Source organism: Kitasatospora sp. NPDC004615 (genome assembly GCF_042873545.1).
Lineage (GTDB): Bacteria > Actinomycetota > Actinomycetes > Streptomycetales > Streptomycetaceae > Kitasatospora.
Genome location: NZ_JBIALQ010000001.1, coordinates 948,525 through 967,929 on the forward strand (window position 1 = coordinate 948,525; position 19,405 = coordinate 967,929).

The following is a 19,405-nucleotide window of genomic DNA, read 5'->3' on the forward strand; positions in this document are numbered from 1 at the left end:
CAGCATTAGATCGACCGGACAGATCGACTGTCAACGCCCCACGCCGAAACACTCGTTGTCGAAATCGGAAGGCCGCCGGAGCCCGTTGGAGCGGGCCCGGCGGCCTTCCGCCTCGGGTGGATCAGGCGTTCCAGCCGTTCTGCGCCGCGGCGGTCAACTCCTCGAGCGTGAGCGGTCCTTCGGCCGTCCTCCGCTCGATGTGGGTGATCACCTGGCGCACGTCGTCCGCGTTCAGCGGCGCGCCGTCCGTGCCGCCGAGCAGGCCGTCGAGCAGGGCGGCGGTGCCCTCCGAGGTGCCGCCGGCCAGTTCGACCAGCTGGTGGGTGGCCCGGATGTGGGCGGCGCCGGCTTCGGTGCTCGCGGTGAACTCCCCTTCGTAGACCGCCTGTCCGAGCCGCACGGTGCCGATCAGCTGCTCGTGCTCGGCGGGCGTACGGACCGGGCCCGCGTCGGGTGCCAGCAGCCGCCGGACCTCGGCGAGCCGCCAGGCGCCCTCGGCGACCCGGAGTTCACCGGACCGCTGCTGCTCGGTGAACGCCAGGTAGTGGTCGCCCGCCACCTTGGACGCGGTCGTCTCGGACAGCGGGATGTCGACCGCGAACGGAACAACTCCCCTCTCCTTGACCGGGGTTCGGCCACCGTTGAACAGCGTCACCTCCACCTCGGCATGCCCGGCGTAACGCGCCATCGGGACGGCGAACTTGCCGTTCGACACCACCTGGCCGCCGTCGCTGTGGCCGCCGCCCTCGTGCCACAGGCGCTGGACGCCGCCGACGATCGCCGGGCTGGTGGTGACGTCGCCGGTGAGCTTGGCACCGACCTGGCCCTGAACGCCCGCGTTGCCCGTCGACAGGTCGTAGCGCGTGCTGCCGGCCGAGACGGCGTTGGCCGGGCTCAGCTCGACCTTGTCGTCGACCGCCCGGTGTTCGAGCGAGACGACCTTCACGCCGACCTCGACTCCCTTGCCGCCGCCGAGCGTGATCCGGTTGGACGGGACCGTCGCCGACACCTCCATGCCCTGGGTGGCGGTGCCGAACAGCGCCGAGAGGTGGCCGTGCGAGGTGATCGTCCCGACCACCGGTTCCATCTCCTTCCAGGCCGACTTGCCGAAGTACTCCGGGCCGCGCAGCCGCACCAGGTCCTGCACGCCGCCGACGTCGCCGAGCCAGCGCAGCACGTCGGTGTCGCGCAGGCCGCCCTCCCAGACCCGCTCCGGCGGCACCTGGACGGTGACGGGCTCGGGCGGCCGGACGGTGACGGTGCGCGGCTGCCCGTCGCCGGGCACAGTGACGGTTCCGGACCCGGACACCGTGCCGGTCGGCACCGGCACGGTCTCGCCCGACTCGACCAGCGTCTCGAACCCGATCGCCGCCGTACGCCGCTGCCACACCTGGGTGCCGACCAACGGCCGCCGGGAGATGGTGAATTGGAGCTCCGCCTCACCGGCGTACGCGCTGCCGGGCAGCTTGGCCTTGGTGGCCGACCCGGTCGCGGTGGCGCGGTTATGGGTGTCCACCTGGTCGTGGCCCCGGCCGCCGCTGCCGGTCACACCGGCCGTCACCGAGACGCCGGGCGCCGCCGGTACGGGGACGGAGGCGACCGCCCCGAGCGCGCCCTGGTGGCCGCTGCCGGTGCCGCCGGTGTGCGCGAAGCTGCGCTGCACGTCGGTTCCGGCGTTGAACTCGGTGGTGCCCGTGTCGCCCAAGTACTCCATCCGGTCGCGGAGTTGGGCGCCGACTCGGACGGTGGTCCGCCCGTGCCGCACGACGATCTCGTCGCCCGCCGTCATGCCCTTGAGCCTGGACTGGAGCCGGTCGGGAGTGAGTTCGGCGTCCAGCTTGCTCCGGATGCCCGCCCAGTCGCGGCCGAACGGGTTGCGCGTCAACTCCGGCTGCCCGGCCTGCCTCCGCCGCAACGCGCGCAGCCCGCCGGGCTTCCAGCCGGACTCCACCTGCGACAGGACCGACTCGCCGAGCGTCCGGCGGGGAACCCCGACCGTCGGCCCGGGCAGCGCGTGGATGTCGGTGACGATCGCCGAGGAGTCCAGGCGCCGCCCCTCCACGAAGCCCTTCGGCTGCGTTGCCGTGGTCCGCTCGACCGGCCCGGACACCGGCTCGGCGTCACGCATCGGAACGGCCACCCGCGCCACCGTCTCCACCGGCGCCGTGTGCGAGCCGTCGGGCACACCCAGCCGCTTGAACGCGACGGTGACGTCGTACGGCACGGCGACGTCGAAGAACACGGCCGGCTCGACGTGCTTGCCCCGGTTCGAGGCCGAGCCGACGGTCTCCGTCGCCTGGCCGTAGCTGCGGTCCATCCGGTACGTGTAGCCGCCGGTGACGGCCACGAACGGGGCCTTCGCCCTGACCTGGCCACCGCCGTTCAGCCGGTCCCGGCTGTCGCGCAGGGTGCCCTGGCCGCTGGACGTGCGCGTCCCGGACTCGAACTCGTACTTGGCGGCCTGGGAGTGGTACGTGGACTCCCCCAGCCTGGCCGTGACGGTGACCTCCGCCGACCAGGTCTTGCCGGCCACCGTCTCGGTGATCCGCCCGCCGCGGGTGAGCTGCGAGAGCTGCGCCCTGAGCGCGACCCGGTCGAAGCTCGCCCCGATCCGCTGCTTCACCTCCTCCGACGGCTCGCCGTGCTTCGTCCGCACCGCGTCCTCCACCGCCGCACGCACCTTGTCGGCGCCGCTGAGGCTGTGCACCACGTAGGAAGCGTTCAGCTCGTGGCGCTCGGTCATCCGGCGCGGCGCGGTGTGCGTGGCCGCCTCGGCGGGGGCCGCCGTGCTCTCAGGCCGCTGTTCCGGACGCGTGAAGCTCCCGGTGGACGGCGCCTCGGCCTTGACGGTCTCCCGCGCGTCCAGGCCCACCTCGACCTTGACCGGTGCCGAGACGTCCGGACGGCCGCCGACCGCCTCGCCGGCCCGGCCGACGTGCACGTCCACCACCAGCCTGGCCCCGTAAATGACCTGCGGGGCACTGTACTTGCCGCTGGCGTACACCCGGTCCGCCTGCCGGCCCTGGCCGCCGACACGCCGGCGCTGCTGACCGGACGCGGTGGCGCCGAGCTCGGCACCGGGGGTGCCCTTGGCGACGGTGCCGCCGAGCTGGCCCTGCTCGATCGTGGTGCGCGCGCCGAGGCGACGGGCCACGCTGAACGCGCCTGTCTCGTTGACGGTGTTGAGTTCCGCCTTGCCGTCCTCGCGGCGGTAGGTCATCTCCTCGACCCGGGCGACGGCCTTGACGACCAGGCCCTCCTTGCCCGGGATCTTCACCTCCAGCGCCTCACCGCGGGTCATCCCGGTCAGCCGGGCCGCCAGGTTCGGCTGGCTGAACCCCTGCATCACCTGGTCGCGGACGGAGTTCCAGTCCTCGCCGAACCGCTCACGCCCCTTGCGGTCCAGCGCCTCGCGAAGCCCCGCCGTGCTCTCCAGGTCTCGAACCACCACGGTCTCGCCGAGCCCGCCCCGGTCGTCGCCGCCGCGCCAGACGCTGTCCGGCGGGGCGGCCACCTCGGCCGGCTGCTGTGCGGTTGCGGTGTGTTTCGCGGTGGTGTCCGCGCTGGTGTCCGCGCTGGTGTCCGCGCGATCGACCAGCACCCGGAGGTCCGCCGAACCCGCGTCGTGCGCAACGGACTTGCCGTTGAACTTCAGATCGAAGTGGACGGTGCCGTCGTAGATCACGCCGGGCACCTTCGACTTGCTGGTCAGCTGCGCGGTCCGGGCCTCACCGCTGATCTCCACGTGGTCGCGGCCGAGCCGCCCGGCGCCGCCGCCACCGATCAGGCCGGTGCCCGGCTTCACCGCTGCGGAGAACCCGAGTTGACCCGCGTGGCCGCTGTTCGAGGAGGTGCTGCGCACCTGCTGCACCGCGGTGCCGATGTTGAACTCGGTCTCCTTGGTGGTGCCGGTCTGCCTCAACTCGCCGACCCGCGCGGTGATTTCCACCTCGCCGAGTTGCTTTCCGCGCCGGTCGGTGAGCGTGACGGACACCGGCTCGCCGGCCGTCATGCTCTTCAAGTCCCGCTGGAGACGGGCGAAGTCGACCTCCGCGAGCACCTTCTCGCGCACCGCGGGCCAGTCGCCGCCGAACTCCTGCCGGCCCGCCGCGTCCGCACGGTCGAGCAGCGCCTCCACCGGCGGACGGTTCCCTGCCGTATCACGCGGCGCGAGGTCGAGCACGATCTCCTGGCCGCCGACCCGGCCGTCCAACAGCCTTTGCGGGGGCACCCGTTGCTCGCCGGCCGCCGGGGCCTCGAGCCGCTCGGGGACGGCCACCGTCAGGTCGATGTCCACCGCCTCGGTACGGCCCTGCCCCTCGGCGCGCACCGGCTCACCGTTGTGGCGCAGGTCGCCGAGGTCCAGCTCCAGCCGCATCGTCGACTCGAACACCTCGGCGGGCCCGCTGGTCTTCGACCGCGCCACCATGCCGCCCAGATCCAGGTTGACCTCGGCCTGACCGCGGTCATGGTAGTACGCGACGAGCTCCGACGGCTCGCCGATCCCACGCCCCTCCCGGGCCTGGACGCCGACGTTGAACTGCCACTGCGCACCGCGATTGGTCCCGGTCGCCACGGTACGGTCGGCGCCGTTCTCGAACTCGATCTTCTCGGTACGCAGATGCGTCGACTCGGTGACCTGGCCGCGCAGCTTCACGCTGCCGCTCCAGCCGTTGCCCTCGAACGGCGCCGTCCACACCTCGCCCCGCGAGAGCGCACCCAGCATCGGGCGCAGCGTGGCCGGCCCGAAATGCGCATCCGCGAACGCCCGCGCCGCCGCCCGGTCGCCCGGGACGGCCTGCGCGATGACGTCGATGACCTTCTTCCGGACGGCCGCCTCGTTGCCGGTCAGACCGACCACCAGGTCGGTACCCGCGATCGGCTTCGGCGCGACGGCGGCGGGCTGCTGCGGCGCCGGCTCAGGGGCCGGGTGCGGCTGCTGCTCGGCCTCCGGGGCGGTGTGGGACGGCGGCTGCTCGGCCTCGGGGGTCGGCGGCGGCGTGTGGTCGGTCTCCGGGGTGTGCGTCGGCGGTTCGCTGCCGTCGTAGTGGTCGCTGGCGCGGTACACCGTCACCGGGCGGCCGTCCGTGGGGCCGAAGACGGCCTGGGTGATCCCGTCGTGGTCGACGACCCGCAGGCGGAGACCCAGCGCGTGGGCGGTCGCCGCCGGAAGCATCTCGCCCTCGGTGCTCCCCCAACGGGTGTCCCACTCCTGGACGGTCCGGATCAGCGCCGCCCGCTCGTGGCCCGCCGGGAGCGGCTGGTGCTCGGTCAGGTACGCGCCGACGGACTCCCGCAGCTGCTCGACGGTCAGCCCCGTGAAGTTGGGACGGTCTTCGGCACGGACGTACGCCAGCAGGTCACCGGCGGGCAGGTCCGGCCGACCGAGCAGGTTGTTGCGGTAGTTGGACACCACCTCGGTAGGCCACTCCTCCGGACGCAGCGACCGGAAGTGGTCCCCGACCGCGGCCTGAAGCTGGTGCGGCCCCGCCAGTTCGGGCGCGCCGACCGCGACCGCCCGGAGCAGGCAGTACCCGTCCCCCGCCACCGGCACCCGCCGCCCGGGCGGCGGGAACTCCGCCGGGGGCGTGTGCTCGGACTTCGGCGTCGGCGACGCAGGCTCCGCCTCAGGCACGTGCTCAGACTTCGGCGTCGGCGGCGCAAGCTCCGCCTCAGGCGCGTGCTCGGACTTCGACCCGGGCGACGCAAGCTCCGCCGGGGGCGTGTGCTCGGGCCTCGGCGTCGGCGACGCAAGCTCCGCCGGGGGCGTGTACTCGGACTTCGACCCGGGCGACGCAAGCTCCGCCGGGGGCGTGTACTCGGACCTCGGCACCGGCGGCACAAGCTCCGCCTCAGGCGCGCGCTCAGACTTCGACCCGGGCGACGCGGGCTCCGCCGAGGGCGTGTACTCGGACCTCGGCGCGGACGATGCGGGCTCCGCCTCAGGCACGTGCTCAGACTTCGGCGTCGGCGGCGCAAGCTCCGCCTCAGGCGTGTGCTCGGACTTCGACCCGGGCGACGCAAGCTCCGCCGGGGGCGTGTGCTCAGACTTCGGCGTCGGCGGCGCAAGCTCCGCCTCAGGCGCGTGCTCGGGCTTCGACGTGGGCGGCCCCAACTCCGGCTCAAGCGTGTGCTCGGAGTTCGGTGCAAGCGACGGGGCGCGCTCGCCCCCCTCGGGGGAAGTCGGACGCAGGGGGCTCTCCGGGCCCGTCCCGGTGCGGGGTTCGGTGACGGTCTCGGACCGGACCGAAGCAGCGGCGCTCTCGGCCCGGACCGGGCCGGTGGCGGTCTCCGACCGGACGGGAGCGGCGACGGTCTCGGACCGGGCCGGGGTGGCGGGCGTGCGCGGTCCGAACTCGGCCGGGGCCGAGGCCGACCGGGGGCGGTTCGGTCCGCCCGTCGCACGGCTGCCGCCGCCCGTCGAGGCCGGCCCACCAGCCAGGTTCGGCCCACCAGCCAGGTTCGGGCCACCAGCCGGGTTCGGGCCACCCGCCACGTGGCCGCTGGCACCGCCGGGCGTGCTCGGCGGCGGGGTGCTGGGCGTCGTCAGCCCCGGCGCGTCCAGTCCGTCGTCGCCGGACGCGGTCCGGCTGGTCGGCTGCGGGGCGCCCGGCTGCGGCGCAGCGTCGTTCGGCGCCCCGCCCGGGTGCTCGTCCAGCACCTCCGTCCGGGACGGACCCTCGGTGCCGAAGCCGTCGTCGATGTCCATCGGCTCGGACGTGTCGTGCGACGGTTCGCCGCGGGTGAACGTGCTGTAGCGCTCCATGAATTGGGGGTCGTGCGGCCCGGAGATGTTGGTCTCGTGCCGGTCCGCGACGGAGGCCCACACCGTCCAGGAGGGGTCGAAGCTGTAGGGCATCTCCCCGGGCCTGGCGGCGACCACCCGGCGGTCGGTCAGGTCGGCCCAGCGCAGCGCGCCGTCCCGGTCGTGGACCAGCGCGACTGCGTGGCCGGCGCCGGTCGGCCCGGCGCCCAGTACGGTGGCGAAGCTGCCGGGACCACCGGCCTTCACCTTCGCCATCAACTCGTTGACCGCGCCCGGCCCTTCGCCGAACAGCGCGGGCCCGTCGTGCCGCTTCCACAGGACGTTGCCGGGGATCGGCTCGACCGTGCCGTTCAGGGTCTGGCCGGAAACCCGGGGCCGCCCGAAGTGGGTGTCCCGGTAAGCCTCGACGTTCTCGAAGCAGGCCTTCAGGTCGTTGCCGGGCTGGAAGCCCTCGACCGGCCGGACCGGCGACTGGTGCGGATTGACCTTCTGCAGCAGCGAGTTGCTCATCGGCGGATGCAACTTCGGTGCGCCACCGAGGTAGTCGACCAGCTGCCCGGTCAACTCGTGCTGCGGGCCCACCGCTTGGTAGCCGCGGTCGTGCATGACGGCGTCGGTGTTCTCGTACGCGGGGGTGCGCTGCCGCTTGGCCTGCGGCCCGGTCGGCTCGGTCTCCCGGCGCAGCGTCGGCTCGTCGTCCTCCCGTCCGCGCTTGCGGTCGTTGCGGGCCTGCTCGCGGGGCGCGGTGTCTCCGCCCTGCTCGCGGGGCGCGGCGCCTCCACCCTGCTCCCGGGGCGCGGTGTCTCCACCCTGCTCAACTGGCGCCTGGCGCACGTCGGTTGAGGGCGGGGTCTCGATGTCCATCGGCTCCACGTCCCGACCGGTCACGTGCTCGACCGGCGGGGCACCGCGCTGGTCGGCAGCGGGCGAGCCGAAACCCTCGCTGGTGGCCGGGGCCGCGTTGTGGGCCTGGAGCTGCTTCGCGCTGTCCTGGTTCATCCGTTCGATCCAGTGGCCGCCCCGCTGCGGTTCGAGGGCCTCCAGCATGGTGTCGATCTTCCCCTGCCGCGAGTGCGGCTCGGCGTCCGCGCCGTACCCGACGGGCTCCTTCAGCAGCGCCCGCATGGTGCCCTCGATCAGCAGCTTGCTGTCATTCGCGGCCCGCCCGAGCTGCGCGGCGTTGTCGGTCAGCTGCTGAGCGGCGTTGCGCACGTCCTGGAGGCTGCGGCCGGGCTGCTGAAGAGCGGCCACGGTGTCCAGCTGGTCCGTCAGACGGCCGCGGAACTCGCCGATCTGCTGCTCCAGCACGCGGTACCCGGGGCTGTTGCGGTCGAACTCGCGCAGCGCCAACTCCGCCGCCCGGTCGAAGTTGCTCAACTGCTCGCGGGCGGTCACCTCGTACGTGCCGACCGTCATCCGGACCCGGTCGGCCTCGGTGGGCGGGGTGAAGTTCAGCGGACGCCGGTTCTGCCGTCCGACCCCGAACTCGCCGCCGTGGTCCACCACTTCGTGGCTGATCACCTCCCAGCCGTGCGCACCGTGCTTGAGCATGTTGGTGACCGCGAACGGCCGCGACTGACCGGGCGTCATGTACTCCTCGACGCCGAACCAGTCGGTGACCGACTTGGTCGCCCGGAAGTCCGCGGTCATCCCGAGGTTCGAGGACGCCGAGTACGACTGGACGTGCCAGACGGTGAACTCGTGCGGCGTCACGTCGGTGATCGCGAACGCGCAGCCGTTCATGCCGCCGGTCAGCACCAGGCCGTCGTTCGGCCGGGACGGGTCCGGGTGCATCGGGACCACGGTCTTGCCGATCGCGTCGGGCAGGTTCGGGTCCGGGCGGCCGGTCTTGTACGGCACGTACGAACCGGTCACGTAGTGGTGGTCGGGCTGCGGCGCGGGCAACGCGGTGCCGGCCGGGGGACGCGGGAACGACGGGTCGTGCTCGGCGTACTTCTCCCAGGCCGGGGTCAGCACGAAGCCGTTCTTGCCCGCCCCGACGTGGTTGCGGTCCGGTACCAGCGTGAACCAGTGCTGGTCCGCCTTCTCGACGGCGGCGACGAAGGAGTTGGCCTGCTGCTGGTTCAGCCCGGGCATCCGCTGCATCGCGCCGTCGGCGTAGTTCACCGTCACCGGCGCCTGCGACATCAGCTCGGCCGGGTTCTGCACCAGCCAGCGCTCCACCGTGCCGGGCGGCGGCAGCAACGGCTCGGCGTGCGGCGGTTGTTGGGCGGCGTGCGGCTGCTCGTGCGACGGTGCTTCGTGCACCGGCGGCGCGTCGTGGGACGGCGCCTCGTGGACAGCGCTCGGCGGCGGCGGGGGCGGCGGCGGCTGGTGTCCGAAGACCGGCGCGCCCTCGTGGACGCTGCCCATCGGCGGCGGGGGCGGCGGCGCAGCCGGGCTGCCGAACCCGCGAGTGCCGGTGCCCGCGCCGTGCCCGGTGGCCGCGGGCGGCGGCGGGGGCGGCGGGGGCGGGGTGGGGTCGTCCAGGCGGAGGCGCGCGGTCTCCCGGCTGAACTCCTCGTCGGATTCGCTGTCGTCCCGGCGGCGCTTGCGGCCGGGCCCCACGGCGTCCGCCGTCCCGTCGTGCATCTGCACGTCCCCGTCGGGGGTGTGGGCGGTGGACTGGCCGGCGTCGGCCATCACCACGTCGTGGTCGGGCGCCGGCTGCGGCACGTGGTCGGGCCGGTACAGGCCCTCCACGCCGAGGCGCTGAAGCTGCTCGTCCGTCAGCTTGGTGGCGTCTGCGCGGTTGGCGAACTCACCGGACGAAGAGACCGGCAGCTTGGCGGCGTGCGGGGACGGGATGCCGAGGTCCTCGACGACGATCGTCGAGCTGTCGCTGAGCTTCTCGGCCGTCCGGAGGTGCTCCAGGTCGGCCTGGGTCTTGGGGGCCATGAGGTCGCGCAGCTCGAGCGGCACCAGGCCGTTCGCCTCCAGGCTGCGGACCGCCTGCAACAGGTCGGCGGTGTGCGGCGCGTACAGCACCTCGGGCGGCAACTGCTCGTGGGCGACGGCGGTCAGCAGATCGGGCTCGCGGATGATGTGCGGGTCCAGGAAGTTCTGGATCCACTTGTTCACCCACTCATCGCCGAACCGCAGGTTGGAGGCGCTGTTGGACAGGTCGGCCGTGAGCTTCTCGATCAGCGCGGGCACATCGTCGAGGTGTGCGGTCAGTGCCTGCTCGAACATCGCGGCCGGGTGCTTCGCCCCGTCCCCGGCGCGCGCGTACGAGCCGCCGTACTGCTTGCCGACCGTCTCCAGGTCGACGGTCGCCCGGGCCACCCGGCCCGCGTCGTTCTTCTGCGCGGGCGAGGGCTTGGTGACTCCCGACACCTGCTCGGCGTAGACCGCCTTCACCCGGTCGCGCAGTGCCTTGTTGGCGTCCAGGTGCTGCTTGTCCCCGCGCAGCTTGGCCTCCTCCTCGCCCAGCTTCTTCGCGACTTTGTCGACTGCGGCCTTGGCCTTCTGCTCGGCCTTGACGTCGGCCTCCGCCTTGTTCTTGTTCGCGGTCGTCGGGTTGTCCGCGGCGGCCTTCGCGGACTTCTGGGCCGCTTGCTCGGCGGTGGCGTGCGTGGCCTCGGCGGCTGCCAAGTCCTTCTTCGTGTTGGCGATGGTCTTCTCGCGCTCCGTCACCGTCTTTTGCGCGGCCTTCACCTCGCGCTCCGCCGGGCCCTCCGCCGTCCGCCGGACCGTGCCCTTCGGAACCGGCTCCTTCAGCAGCGTGTCGACCTCGCGATCCCGCACGGCGGGCCGGTCGTTCGTCAGCTTGTCCGCGACGGCGCCGTACCGGTCCGCGGTGAGCCGCTCCGGGTGGTCGCGCAGGTCGCCCGCCAGGTCGCGGACCGGCTTCGGGTCCTTGCCGGCCGCCTGGAGGTGGTCGGCCAGGTCGTCCAACTTCCCGGCCAGCCGCTGCTGCTGCTCGGGCGTCTGCAGCCCGCCCTTCCCCTCGGCGGCCTTGGTCAGCACGGCCGCCGCCTCGTCCAGCTTCTGCGGCCCGGTGACGCCGTGGACCAGCGCCAGGTCGTCGACCGCCTGTTCCTTGATCTTCTGGTGGACCGCGCCCACCGCCCCGTGCACGTCGGCGAGTTGCTTCGCGGTCGGGTTGTCCGGGTGCACCCCGGCCACTGCGGCGTTCAACCGGTTGAGCTGCTCGCGGGCGGGCACGTCCAGGCCGGACCGGCCGAGTTCTCGCTCCAGGTTCTTCGCCGCGGTCTCGGCGCTGCCGTGGTCGGTGATCCCGGTGGTCTCGAACGCGCCCGGCAACCGCTCATTGCCGTACGTCGCCTTCAGATCGACGGTGCCGGGAGTGCGGGTCAGCTCGTGCTCCCTCAGCCCGGCCAGGTCGTAGACCTCCGTGCCGATCCGGGCCTGGGCCTTCTTGCCGTATACGTCGTAGATCCGGTGCTGGTCCGGGGACATCGCGGAGACGAAGTCTCCGAACGCGTCCGAGGCCGCCCGATGGTCGCCCTCGTCCATCGCACGCGCCTTGAACACGGCCGCCGTGACGTACTTGTGCACCATGTAGTCGGCGATCACGTGGTTGCGGTTGATGTTCGCCGGCCCGATCGAGGGGGCGTGGTTCTCCATCCGGGCCACGACCTTCTCGGCGTGCGGCTGATGGCCCATCACGCCTTGGTCGGAGTACCCGAACGCCTTGCGGTAGGTGTTGTCGAAGTCCGTCCAGGCCTCCTTGCTGGCCGGCGCCTTCACCCCGCCCCTGCCGGTGCTGCCCGCCGGGGCTGCCGACGGGGCCGGCTTCTTGATCTCCGCCTGCGCCGTCGCAAGGTCGTTCTCGCGCTGCGTGAGATCCTTGGCCAGGTTCTTCTTGTGAGTCTTCAGGTCTTCGTACCGGTCGTTGTGAACCTTGTTCTTGTAACTGCCGTCGGGCTGCTTTCCGTCCTCCCGGTGCTGCGTGGCCTGTGCCAGCAGGGCGTCGTTGCGCAGTTGCTCGGCCTTGATCCGCTCGATGCTGCCCGGCAGGACCCGGACCTCGGCCTCGTACCGGGCCCGGGCCAGCGCGGGGTCCTTGAGCCGCTCGTGCTCGAAGATCGCCATCCGGTCGCGCTGTTCCTGCATGCTCGCCTTGGCGTTCTCCAACCCCTCGCGCTGCGACCGGAGTTCGGCGACCCGCTCGGGCGGGTGGTTGCCGGTGGTCAGCTCGTGCTCGACCGCCTGCAACCGCTCGTCGACCTTGGCGATCGCCTTCGGGAGCTGCTCGGCGTTGCGCGACAGCACATCCACGTGCTGGAGCTTCTCGTTCCGGTACTGGGAGAGCACCGCGTTCGTGTCGCCGGTCTTCAGCTCGTCCCGGTCGTAACCCCGCACCTGCTCGCGGACCTGCTGGAACTCCGGGGAGTCGCTGAGGAACCTGTCGAGGGTCTCGAAGGTCTTCTTGCCGTCGATCTTGTGCTGGTACTCCGCGCTGGTGGCGGGCGGCGGCGGGTGCGGCAATCGGTCACCCGTCGGGGGCTGGTGCTCGGTCGGCGCAGGTGTGCGATCAGCCGCAGGGGGCGTGTGCTCGGTCGGCGCAGGTGTGCGATCAGCCGCAGGGGGCGTGTGCTCGGTCGCCGGCGGGACGTGCTCGCCGGTGGGGGTCGGGGTGCCGTCCACGTGCTGCATGAACTCGCGGAAGCCGTCGTACGCGGCGTTCTGCGCGGTGGTCTCGCGCACCGGGTTCGCCGGGCCGTCGTGGATGGCGGACGGGTTCTCGCCGTACAGCTTCTTCAGCAGCGGGTACAGGTCGGGCTCGTGCTGCTTCACCCACTCCGGGCCGTTGTTGCGCGGCTCGCGGGTGAACGCGTCGTGGCCGTGGTTCGTCCCCAGGTAGGCGTTGGTGGCCTGCGCGAAGTACTCGTGCTGGTCCTGCGAGGAGTAGTTGCCGGGCCTCGAACCGTCCGGCCACTGCACGGACTTCGTCGGGTCCTGGGCGTCGGCCTTCTTCTTGTTGAAGGCGTCCGTGATCGTCTGCTTGTCCGCGGGGGTCAGCCCGTGCTCGTGCAGCGTGTGGCTGAACTCGTGCGTGGTGGTGGAGTACCCGTCCGCGTAGTGGCCGCCCGCGCCGATCGTGGTGCGCTCGCCGAGCAGGTTCTCCTCGGTGACGGCGGAGTGCTTGCCGCCGGAGCCGCGCATGTCGTCGTAGCCGCGACCGCCGCCCGCGTCGGAGTCGTTGGTCCCGCCGCGCAGGTTGTGCAGTTCGGGGACGTCGGTCATCCGGACGTCCTTCGGGACGATCACCACGTCCGCGCCGCTCTTCATCAACTGTGCGGCGGTGTCCGGGTCCTGGAGCATCCGGGCGACCTGCTGCTGCGCCTCGTGGCGCGCGGACGGGGCCTGTTCGGCCCGCGGGTCCACGTGCACGATCAGGTCGGCGGCCACCTTGGCGAAGTCCTTCGGCGGCAGCGAGGACTTCAGCGTGTCCACGAACTCGGGGTCCTGGGCCAGCCAACGCCGGTTCTCCGGCTTCAGGTTGGCGAGCTCCTGCGCCCGCTGCTCCGGCGTCATACCGGGCATGTCCTGCCGCAGCCGGTCCGCGTCGGCCGGACGACGGAGCCGCTGGCCGGGCCGCTGGGTACGACCGAGTTGCTGGACGGCGTCCCGGACGTTCGTCGCCCGGCCGAGCCGGTCGAGCTCGGTCTGGCGTTCCCGCCGCTGACGGTCCAGCAGCTGGTCGTGGGCCTGCTCCGCCGTCGGCTTGCCGTTGTTGCCCGCCTCGGGGGCGCGACCCGCACCGGGGCGGATCGTGCCAGCGGCCGGGGCGGCGTTCGGGTTCGGGGTGGTGGCCGGCTTGGCACCGCCCTGGTGCGGGACGGTCGGGGACGGCGTGGCGTGGGCCGAGGCCCCGGACCCGCCGTGCCCGCCGACACCGCCGACACCGCCGACACCGCCGACCGGGCCGGGCGTGAACCCGCCCGCCATCGGCGCACCGGCCATCGGGCTCTGCGTGGTGCTCGCGGCGGCCGGGGCATCGCCCGGACCGTCCGGCACGAGGTGCGCGGCCACCTGCTCCGGCCCCGCCGGACGGGCCGTCGCCGGCCCTGCGGACAGGCGGGTCCCACCGTCCAGATGGGTGCCCCCGGCCCCCGCCAAGTGCCCGGCACCGCCGAGCACACCCGACAGGTTGGGCATCGCGGACGCGCCGCTCGGCCTCGGCTCCCGCGGATCGTTCTGCGGGGTGAACCCGTCCGGCGCCGAACTGTCGTGCGCGCCAGGCTGGTTGACACTCTCCTGACGCGGGATCGACTCGTGGGCCGGCGCCGCAGGCTGCGACTCGCTGCGCGGGGCGACATTCTCGTGCGCGGGAGCCACCGACTCCTGACGCGGCACCGACTCATGCACAGGCGCAGCAGACTGCGACTCGCTGCGCGGCGCCATCTGCTCACGCGCGGGCGCGACGCTCTCCTGACGCGGCACCGACTCGTGAACCTGCGCGGCAGGCTGCGACTCGCCGCGCGGAGCGACGTTCTCGTGCGCCGGAGCCACCGACTCCTGACGTGGCACCGACTCGTGCACAGGCGCGGCAGGCTGCGACTCGCCGCGCGGAGCGACATTCTCGTGCACCGGAGCCACCGACTCCTGACGCGGCACGGACCGCTCCGCGGCCGGGGCAACGCTCTCCTGACGCGGCGCTGTTTCATGGACCTGCGCAGCAGGCTGCGAGTCACCGCGCGGAGCGACGCTCTCGTGCGCCGGAGCCACCGACTCCTGACGCGGCACCGACTCGCGCGCAGGCGCAGCAGGCTGCGACTCGCCGCGCGGAGCGACATTCTCGTGCGCCGGAGCCACCGACTCCTGACGCGGCACCGACTCGCGCGCAGGCGCAGCAGGCTGCGACTCACCGCGCGGCGCCATCTGCTCACGCGTGGGCGCGACGCTCTCCTGACGCGGCACCGACTCCTGCGCAGGCGCGGCAGCCCGCGACTCGGCGCGCGGGGCCATCGATTCCTGGACGTGCGACGCCGCCTGCTCGTGCGAGGTCGGCGTCGGCGTCGGCGTCGGCGCCGTGTTGTGGCCGGCGGCCGACGAGCCGGCGGACGGAGCGTCCCCGGACCGTCCCCCGCCGAACGGGGTCAGCCCGCTGACCTTCGACGCGCCCGCACCAGATCCCGTCTCGTGCGACGAACCCGAAGCCGACGAACCCGAGTTGGACGACCCCGACTCCGCCGTGCGCGAAGCACCAGCACCAGCACCGGCACCGGAGCCGCCGGACGGCCCGTGGTACGCGGAGGCGCCCGTGGCGGTGTCGGACTTGTTGAAGCTGGGCGTCCCACCATGCTCGCCCGCGCCGGCACCGCCACCGGCCCCGGGCAGCTTCGGCGCTTCCGCCGCCTTCGGCGTGGCGAAGTGCCCCTTGACCTTGGACGCGCCCGCGTGCAGACCCGCGCCCGCGCCGCCCGAAAGGCCGGAGCCGAGCAGGGAGTTGCCGTCGACCTTGCCGGTGGTGATCAGCTGGGTGGAGACGTCCGCGCCGACGCCGACGGCCGCGCCGGTGGCCATCTTGCCGGCGGTGGACTTGAGCGCGGTCTCGACGCCGAGCTTCTCGCCCGCCTTGCCGATGCCCTTGCCGATCAGGTGGCCGGAGGCGCCGCCGATCGCGCCACCCTTGGCGCTTTCGCCGACTTCCTTCATGTCGATGCTCTTGCGGTGGCCCTCGGCGAGTTCGATGCCCTGTGCCATCAGGTTGATCGCGGCCATCTGGGCGGCCTGCTTGGCCGCCATGATGATCATTTCCTTGAGCAGGGCCTTCAGGGTCGCCATGACCGTGAGCTTGCTCGCCGCGATGAACCCGGGCACCTCCAGCATCGAGAGGCCGCCGGTGAACGGCGCTTCGGCCTCCGCGGTCGCGATCTCGAAGGCCAGGATGCCGAGTTGGGCGATGATCTGGATCTTGGCTGTCTCCGCGGAGTTGGCGACCTGCTCCAGCATGTCGCCCATGCCGTTGAGCGCGTTGATCGCGCCGGGCAGGTAGCCGGGGTCCTGTTCGGTGCCCTTGCCGACCGAGTACTTCTCCCAGTACTTGCCCAACGCCTCGGCGGCGACGCCCTGTTGGCCCTCGAGTGCGCGCTTGATCGTGGCGTCGCCGCTCTGCGCGGCATCCTTCAGGGTCTCCGCGGCCTTGCGGCAGTGGTCGGCCATGTCGCGGAGCTGGTCCTCGTCGGCTTCCGGCCAGCGGCAGCCCGCGAGCAGCAGGAGCACCCACTGGAGGGGCTCCGGGAGTTCGACAGCCATCTGGTCAGTGCCTTCCGCTCTGGTAGATCCGCGGGGTGATCCGCATGGGTGCCGTGGCCGCCTGCTGCGGCGAGGCGGGCATCGGCGCGCTGCCGGGGTCCACGCCGTTCAGCTCGGTGATGACGCCGTCGTCGGCGCCCTGGTAGCCGTCGGCCATCGCCTTCAGGCCGTCGGCGATGCCCTTGAGGGCGGCCGGGAGGCCCTTGATGACGTCCAGGGTGTCCTTGCTGTACTTCAGGTAGCCCTTCTCGCCCTCGGCGAACTGCTTGCCCGACTCGTCGTTGCCCCAAGGGTTTTGGGATTCCAGCGACGGCAGGTACGAGCTCAGCGAGGCGTACAGCGAGCCGACCTGTTCGGCGACGGCGAGCATCGGCGACACCGCGGCCTGGTACTGCGCGGGGTCGACCTGGAAGCCCTGGCCGGCGCTCCCGGACGCGTCCCGGTTGACGGATGCGGGCCGACTGCTGATCCGGTTGGCCGCGGCGGTGTCCGACTTCCCGCGGGCCGCCGACGGAGCGGTGGCGTGCTCCGCGGGCGTTCCCCGTTCCATCGGCTTCGCCGCGACCGCCGGTTCGGACCGGCCGAGCCCACGGGCCGTGATCCGCGGGGTCTCCGCCCCCTCGAAGGGCTCCACCGGCGAGGCCGCCACGTCCCGCTCGAACGGCCGCAACGGCGAGGCCGCCACGTCCCGCTCGAACGGCTGGACAGGCGTGGCCGCCGTCTCCCGCTCGAACGGCCGCAACGGCGAGGCCGCCACGTCCCGCTGGAACGCCTCGGGCGCGATCCGCGCCGATTCCGCCTGCTCGAAGGGCCGGAGCGGGGTCGCCTCGGCCTGCTGGTACGGCTCGGGGCTGATCCAGCCCGGCTCCTCGGCGGGGACGGCCTGCTGGCGCGGCTCCACCGGGACGCTCGCGGGGAGGACGGTGCCCACCCGCAGCCGGGCCGTCTCCGCGGGTTCGGTGGCGGCGTACCAGGCCTGCTCGTCGTTGCTCACGGTGCTCCTTCGTCTGGTCGGATCGACGGCGGGCGCGGTCAGCCCGCGGCGGGAGCGCCGGGCGCGGTGGCCAGGCGGGACAGGGCGGCGCGCAGGAACGGGCTGGGCACCTGGAAGCCGCCCTCCTCGCGCAGCGGGGCGCGCTGCGGCGTCTCACCCTCGCCCGCCGCAGCGCCCGAACCCGACGAACCGGCCGACCCCGACGAACCGGCCGACCCCGAAGTCGCGGACGCCCCGGCCGAACCGGCCGAACCGGCCGCCCCGGCAGCTTGCGCGTCCCCGTGCCCACGCCTGGCGGCGACGCTGCGCGCACGGTCCAGGTAGGCGTCATCCGAGCTGTCGGCCGACGTCTCCGCCGGGGCCGCCGCGGCCTCGCGACGATCCGCCAGGCCGCTCGCCGATCCGCCGCCACCGCCGGTCGCGGTCGCGTCCGCCGCCGCATCCCCGGCACCGGCACCGGCACCGGCGGCCGCATCCGCACCCGCCTCCGCGCCGCCGCCCGTGCCGAGCAGGATGCCGGCCAGCTGGCTGAGCGCCTCCTGCTCGCTGGCGGGGCCGGCCGGAGCGGGCGGGGCCGCAGCGGTCTCGGGCGCGGCGAAGTGGCCTTCGGCGCGCGCGTCGTCCAGCCAACGGCGGCGTGCGCGCGACCAGTTGCGGTCGCGCGGACCGACGTCCCCGGCCTGGCCGAGGATGCCGCTGTCGTGCAGCAGCTCGTCCTCCTCCTCGCCCTCGGCGCCGAACCGGGTGGCGCTGAGGAAGCGGTTGGCGCCCTTGTTGTCCTTGCCGCCACCGCCGCGGCCCGCACCACCCGTGCCGGGCATGTGGCCGCCCGCGCCCATGCCCGCACCACCGGCGGCACCGCCGCCGCGCCCGGCAGCGCCGCCACTGGCGAGCCCGCTGGAGCCGATCCGGCCGGCCGCCGAGGACGCGCCGGGCAGGCCCTTGCCGGACGCGCCGAGCCCGGCACCGCCACCGGCCCGGGACGCCAGCGAGCTGCCGCCCACACCGGCACCCGCGCCGCCGCCGCGCATCGCCGAACCGACACCACCGCCCGCGCCGCCGCCACGCGCGCTCGAACCGCCGAAGCCGCCGCGCGCGGTCGAGCCGCCCGCGCCGAACGGGCTTCCGCCGCCACCGCTGAACGGGGTCAGGCGGCGGGACGGGGAGCTGCCCGAACCGCCCTTGTAGCCACCGGTGTTGGGCATGCCGCCGATGTTGCCGAACGGGCTCCCCCCGGGGACACCGCCGCTCGGGCCGACACCGGTGCCGGGGCTGTAGTTGCCGCTGCCGAGCGGCGAGTAGTGGCTTGCGCCGGACGAGTTGGTGCCGACGTTGCCGAGGTCGCCGAGGCCCGCCAGGTTCAGCGGGCCCGCACCGGAGCTGCTGAGCGGGTGGAACGCGGGCGCCCCACCGCCGCCGGCCCCGCCGTCCTGGCCGAAGTTGGGCATGTTCGGGGTGGGCAGCTTGAACGGCGTCAGCGCCGGACCGCCACTCGCACCGCCCGTCGATCCGACCCCGCCGACGCCGCCCGTCGATCCGACCCCACCGATACCACCCGTCGATCCGATCCCGCCGATGCCACCCGTGGACCCGACCCCGCCGACGTGCGAGCCCGGCGCACCGGGGGCGTCGGGCAGCGAGAACGGGTGGGGCGTGGCCTGGGCGCCCACGCCGAGCGGGCTGCCGGGGACGTCGGCGCCGGTGCGCAGCCCGGCGGGCACGACGGAGGGGCTGCCCCCGGTCATGTCGGCACCCACGCCGCCCACGCCGCCCGGACCTCCGGCGCCACCCGCGCCACCGGCGCCGTTGAGGTTGCAGGTCTGGGCCATGCCGGTCATCTCGGCGATGTGGCCGGCGTTCTTCCGCAGCATGCCGTCGACGTCGCTGCCGACCCCTCCGACGTACTGGTGGTAGACGGCCGCGGCCTGCTTGATGCCTTCGGAGTTGGCGATGTCGTCGTGCTTGCCGGCCGGGTTCTGCTCCATGTACGTCTTGGCGTACTGGAGTTCACGGACCATCTCGTTCTTGGTGTCGATCACCGCGCCCGACGCGCCGTGCAGCGACTTGGCGACCGCGCGCCCGGACTGCAGGGTGGTCGCGACGTGCGAGTCCTCGCCGCCGGCGAACTTCTGCAGGTACTGCTGGAAGGTGTCGGCGGCGGGGCCGGACATGCTCTCCATCGCCCGCTGGGCGGTCTCGGCGATCGCGCGCACGTGGGTGTCGGCGACCTGGTTCCACTTGTCCCAGGCGGCGGCGAGGTCGGCGAGGAGTTCCTCGTTGGCGTCGGGGAAGGCGATGTCCTTCCCGTTCTCGTTCTTCTGAACGGTCTTCAGTACCTCGGCGAGGTCTGCGGGCAGCTGGATCATGGCGGGAGACTCTCCGGTCGGACGTTCGGAGTCGGCGCGGGGGTGTTGCTG

Annotated in this window: 3 protein-coding genes; all 3 read right to left on the reverse strand. The window is 73.3% G+C overall.

The annotated features are described in order from the left end of the window. Positions 1-121 precede the first annotated feature (121 nt). Genes ACFYS8_RS04395 through ACFYS8_RS04405 form a run of 3 tightly spaced genes read right to left on the reverse strand, consistent with a single transcriptional unit; the run spans position 122 to position 19,354 of the window. Entirely contained in the window at positions 122-15,994 is a 15,873-nt protein-coding gene (locus ACFYS8_RS04395) for a hypothetical protein (RefSeq protein ID WP_387635560.1), read from the reverse strand. 4 nt (positions 15,995-15,998) lie between these two features. After that, positions 15,999-16,988 carry a hypothetical protein gene (locus ACFYS8_RS04400; protein WP_387635563.1) on the reverse strand — a complete coding sequence of 330 codons (990 nt, stop codon included), beginning with the start codon at positions 16,986-16,988 and terminating at the stop codon, positions 15,999-16,001. A 38-nt stretch (positions 16,989-17,026) separates the two neighbouring features. After that, a complete protein-coding gene (locus ACFYS8_RS04405; protein ID WP_387635565.1) occupies positions 17,027-19,354 on the reverse strand; it encodes a hypothetical protein in 2,328 nt (775 codons plus the stop codon). Positions 19,355-19,405 lie beyond the last annotated feature (51 nt).